Annotated in this window: 4 protein-coding genes; 1 reads left to right on the top strand and 3 read right to left on the bottom strand. The window is 28.4% G+C overall.

The window, feature by feature from the left end; genetic code table 11:
• Positions 1–42: 42 nt before the first annotated feature.
• The gene (locus Q0352_RS14525) at positions 43–414 is read right to left on the bottom strand and encodes a hypothetical protein (RefSeq protein ID WP_299528808.1); all 372 of its coding nucleotides are present in this window, start codon (positions 412–414) and stop codon (positions 43–45) included.
• A 336-nt stretch (positions 415–750) separates the two neighbouring features.
• On the opposite strand from Q0352_RS14525, the gene Q0352_RS14520 reads away from it, so the two are divergent.
• Positions 751–1,290: a hypothetical protein gene (locus Q0352_RS14520; RefSeq protein ID WP_299528806.1), complete on the top strand. Its 540-nt coding sequence runs from the start codon at positions 751–753 to the stop codon at positions 1,288–1,290.
• Positions 1,291–1,900: 610 nt separating this feature from the next.
• On the opposite strand, the gene Q0352_RS14515 is transcribed toward Q0352_RS14520, so the two are convergent.
• The gene (locus Q0352_RS14515; protein WP_299528804.1) at positions 1,901–2,797 is read right to left on the bottom strand and encodes a nucleotidyl transferase AbiEii/AbiGii toxin family protein; all 897 of its coding nucleotides are present in this window, start codon (positions 2,795–2,797) and stop codon (positions 1,901–1,903) included.
• Positions 2,790–3,554, bottom strand: a complete 765-nt coding sequence (locus Q0352_RS14510; protein ID WP_299528802.1) for a type IV toxin-antitoxin system AbiEi family antitoxin — start codon at positions 3,552–3,554, stop codon at positions 2,790–2,792. Before Q0352_RS14510 ends, Q0352_RS14515 begins: the two co-directional genes overlap by 8 nt.
• Positions 3,555–5,443: the final 1,889 nt, after the last annotated feature.

The raw sequence follows: 5,443 nt of genomic DNA, 5'->3' as shown, positions 1-5,443 counted from the left end.
CTAGTAGGATTTACTTTGGTGAGTGATAATTATTTTTTAAGTTTATTCAGAACACCACTTTTCAGCTTCAATACGATTTTTAAATATTTTAAATTCCCAATTTGTACTTTTCATCATTTCAAAATAAGGTTCTGTAATAAAACTTAGACAAACACTTTCTGAAGTAATTATTGCTGATTTCATATTGTTATTCCAAATAGCGCTTGATTTCTCTAAAGTTGAAATTATTTTAATTTCCTCATCTGTAAATTCAACCTTTTCAATTTTACTAAAATCAGCAATTTGATATTTCATACTATCAAACCTTGAATCTCCATAGATTAGGTTATTTACTTCATAAGAATCTTTATAAGTAAAATCCTTAGTAAATGAAACAATTACATTTGAACCTTTCCATTCTATATTAAAACTCATATTTTATAGGGTTAGTTTCTAATTACATTAAAAACTCTCAAATTTAATGCCGTAAATTTTGGGCTATTATAACTTGAAGTGAGTCAAAAAAATTACGATGCGAATTTAATATATGTTATATTAATAAAACATGACAAAAATCAATTACTTAGTTTTTTTTTAAAGCATAAAAAAATCCTACTATTTCTAGTAGGATTTACTTTGTTGGGTAATGAGGGGTTTAAAAATTACACAACATTGCACTCTTCTCTAATAATTAATATTCTTTACATATATGATATTTATCATATTATTTACATATCTTGTGATAACTAACTAAAAAACAAAAACATAGTTATGAAAAAAATACTTTTTTTTAGCATAAGCTATTTATTCTTATGTACGAATATTATTACATCTCAAGTTAATGAATCTAGAGATGTGAATGAAAAACAAATCCTTGAAACCCTTTATCTGTGTAGTGAAAAGTCAGCTGATACTGGAAAACTCAATGATATGAAATATTTTTATCCTAACAGAGGAGTACTTTCGTCTTTGGACAATATAAAAATAAAAGAATTATCACATGATGAGTTAATTGAAGATTGGTCTAGCCAATTTAATAACTGTGATAGTATTAGTTACAATATTTTGTCTAACCCAAATATTAAAATAGCAGAAAACGGTAATACTGCTTTGGTTTATTCAACAATAGAAATTGAATGTCATAATTCAGATAAAAATGAAAGACTTTCCATTTCTGGTTTTAGTGCTTTGGTCAAGGAACAAGAAAAATGGGTGTCAATTTGTGATACATCAGAGCTATTAAAAGAAAAAGCAGACAATCTTTTTATAAAAGATGCTTGTTTACAACAATTATTTTTAGGAGAATTTTAATAATATGTCAAGCTTATATACCTAAATAACAGTAACCAGCACTATATTAACGAACCTACTAGAAATTAAAATTTAAACAAAAAAGCCTCGTGATTTCTCACAAGGCTTCTTTGTAGCGGGAAGTATCAAATTCATCATTTATTTATGAATACCCCCGCATTATACACTATTATATCTAAAATAGTATGATGATATACAACTATAGTTGTAATATTGACAACCTATAGGTATCCAATTTAGCACCCTATTTGTAGTGAATTTTAGACATAAAAAAATCCTACTATTTCTAGTAGGATTTACTTTGGTGGGCAATGAGGGAACAACCAATATTTTAAAATTTGAGCATTTAAAAGGGCTTAGGAATCGTTGAAAAAGTATGACTCCCGAATTCCTCCCGATTCTAAAAAATTTAACATTTTTTAACATTTCAGATTCATTTTAGTGCTAAATAATGTCAATCCTGGAGGATGCAAATTAAACACATCTCAAAGATCATATATTCTTAAAACTTAAAAACCTTGTTGACAATCTCATTACATTTCAATTAAGAATAACTTTTCTAACTTTCACACTTTTTGAGACAGTACCCTTATTTTTAATAGAAGCCAAATTATCCTTTTAGAATTTCCTCTAGAGATGCACTGAATTCGTTGAACTTTTCTGGATTTTTAGCTTTAAGCGTTTTGAGGTTTTGTAATTTCCATTGAACTGCTGGAAATCGTTCAAAATCATAAATACTCCAGTCGGGTGCCAAGTTATTAAAGCTTAATAAAAACTCTTTATCTTTAACAGTTAAGTTTTGATGTATCGTATCAATCAATTCTACTCTACTATTCTCAAAATCCTTATACGTAAAATTTTCTGAACTCATACCTTCGAACTGATTAACCATAGCTTCCTGTTGGTCAATGAGATTAGGTTGTAACATTTCATTTAATGGTCGATTACTACTTAAAAGGCACAGCATAAATCCTTTTTTAATGTCGTCCGTAAATCCTTCATTTTGCAATAAGAACTTCACATCAAAAAAGTCTCTAGGGTGCTGTCGGTCTAAAGCCGCACAAATTTTACCACCATACAATTGCCCTAATGAAACTAAAGAAATAGCACAAAAAGCATCAAACTCTTCTTGGGCTTTCTCGCATAGTGGTAATTTTATAACTTCACCAAATATGCCTCTATTTATTTGATTAACCTCTATTTTTATTTGTGCCTTAGCAGTAGTAACTTGAAGCTTTAAAATTTCTTGTTTTAAAGTAATCTTAACCTTAGGCACGACTCTTTCAATATTCGTTTTTATGGTGCCAAGAGCATCAATAATGTTTTTTAAAGATGTGCTCCTATCTTCTATAGGTATGTAGGTTAAGTCAATATCTACAGACAATCTAGGCATCTCCCTAATGAATAAGTTAATAGCAGTACCACCGTGTAGTGCAAAACAAGATTCTTTTGCTACTTCTGGCAATACTTGTAATAATAAAGAAACTTGATGCTTGTAACTACTCATAATTTGCTAACGCTTTAGGAATTGTGATACGATACTTAGATATATAAACTCCATCTTTTACAAGAGAACGCTTACCTTTTCCAAGATTTATTTTTTCTAAATTTATGTAATTAAACCAATCATGTTGCGCTTTTTCTGCCATATATATGAAAAGTCGTTTTACTTTTACAGAGGTACAGTGCTCCAAAAGTTCCTGTACTTGCTTTGGTCTTAAATTATTAAGACCTTCCATTATTTCATAACACTCAACAATTTCTTGTTTTTTAGGTATTAGATATAAACATTCTAACAATGCTCTTATTGGGTTAGATACTTGTAAGCTAAAAGCATTTCTCTCCAAAGTCATTAGACCATCATTTGGAGGTAAGAAAGAAGAACTAAAATAATTCACTTTTAATCCCCAATCATATTTAGAAAACCAAGCAGGTAATTTTTCTTTACTACTACCAAACAATATTATTTGTTGGGTGGATAATTCTAGATAATGGGATTTCCCTTGTAAAGACAATGCTGTTTTCCCTCCTATATGAACACTCAATTTAGATTGTTCCTGTAGCGCATATAAAGCACCTTCATAAGTAGGATTTTCTCCCACACGCATCCACGCTCCAACCCCAATAGAGTAGAGCCAATTACTCTTTTTATAACGGTTTAATAATTGTGTTGAAAACCCATTTTCGGTTAACCACGAGCTTAAATATACAACTCCAGAGGGTTGAGAATTAAGAAGACGGTTTATTTTTTGTTCTTTTTCCAAACTAATAGTTTCTATTTTAAACTCTTATTAAACTATAAAAATATAATTTAGGTTTATTTTATTTCAAATATACAAACTATTAGTTTGTATATTTCATTTTTTTTAAACAAATATTTCTTTAGTAGTACAAATAAATTGAATTATTAGTTTTAAAAACCATACCCAATATACCTTAACATAGTTGAGCATCTGTTTTGATGCTAAAGCAATAGCACATGCGTTCCTTCTTATATGAAATTCCTCTACTTTACTTTTTATCATTATTTATAAATACAATTTCAATTGTTAACTTTCAATTAGCTTTTTTCTTTTAATTTCTAATGTTTATTCTAATTATCTCTACCTAATTTTAGACATCTCAATTATCACTAAATTTACGGTTAAATTTCATATAATCTTATGCAACCTCTATTCATAGAAAATTTCCTCTCTCATCATTTGATAAATTTCAAATTATCAAATGTCCCAAATATTAGATTAATAAGAAACTGGAGTTACTACATTTACTCTAACATTTTTTTCTTACTATAAACTAATTCTTCATAAATTTTCTAGACTTGTTAACATTGTTTGACTCTAGCTAACAATTAATAAGAGTTTTCCCCCGATATGAAGTTACCAATTAATAGCACTTTATCTCATAAAAAAGTCTCTATGAAAAGTGTGTTTACAAAACTAAGAGGGGAAAGTAAGAGGGAAAAGCAAGAGGGTAACACGCTGCGCGATGTTACAATCTTGTTATTATTTGAATTACAGCTACTTACAAAATATTTGAAATTTGTTTTTCCGTAATTTTTAGTAAAAAACTTCCGTAGCCCCGTAAAACCAGTACTTTTTTTAGTAAAAAATCAAAGAAATCTTAAAATTTGGTTTTATTTAGAGGGAATTGTTTACTTAGATTTTAGTATAAAAAGTGATTAAAAACTACCGCATCCGCTCTGGCGGATTTGGTTCATTTTTAAATCTATGGATTCTCTTCCTCCACATAAAAGAATTAACATATAAACCTACACAATACCCAGCCTCTGAATCCATAAATTTAAAAACGGAGTTATATTTGAATGGCTTCAAACGAATTTCTGAAGATTTTAGGGAATGATTTTACTAAACTAAACCAAATTCAAATAAATAAAATGCAAAATTATGAAAAGGTCAAATTGTTGCGCCTATATTGTACATGTAGAATAAAAAAGGCTTCTGATTTCTCAGAAGCCTAGTGTTTACTAGTAGAGCTAACAGAAAATAGTTCGAACAGTTTAATAGAAAATTTGAAATGTTTAATTCCGTAAAATAAAATAACTTCTAACTTAATAGTTAGAAGGATTATCTTGAAGGGTAATAGAAAATAATTCTAAGATAAATGTTTTTATTTAAACAGTCTTAAAAGAATGTCCGAGTAAATGTAGTAACTCCACATTTTATACTTGCAACAAAAAGCTCAATTTTACCTTGTTAAGCCTTGCGCTACAGATAAACATAAAACTTATATGAAAAATATCTAATACAATAAAAGAGTTGAACTCAAAAAAATTGAAAAAGAATATACTGATGGAAGAAAAGAGGTATTATTAGAAGATAAAGTAAGTAATTAAATAGGTCTAAACAATGGATACGTAATATACACCATATTTGTACCTTATTTTTTTAATACACTACAAACAAAGGGTTATTATATTCTGTATTGGCAAATAAGCATATCTAACAAAAGCATATAAAGAGCTAATAATACATCTTAACTGTTTAAAATTATGTAGCCTCTAATTCAGGACAAATCAATTTACCTTATTTCTCAGAATGAAAAATCTATTCTATTTTTATCAAAACTGGTAAATGATCAGAAAACCATAGGTTATTTTTCCGTCTGTCATCAATGTTTCGGTAACTTTTAA

Source organism: uncultured Lutibacter sp. (assembly GCF_937891065.1).
Classification (GTDB): Bacteria; Bacteroidota; Bacteroidia; order Flavobacteriales; family Flavobacteriaceae; genus Lutibacter.
The sequence above is the reverse complement of the archived record's forward strand: the minus strand, read 5'-3'. Positions and strand labels throughout refer to the sequence as shown.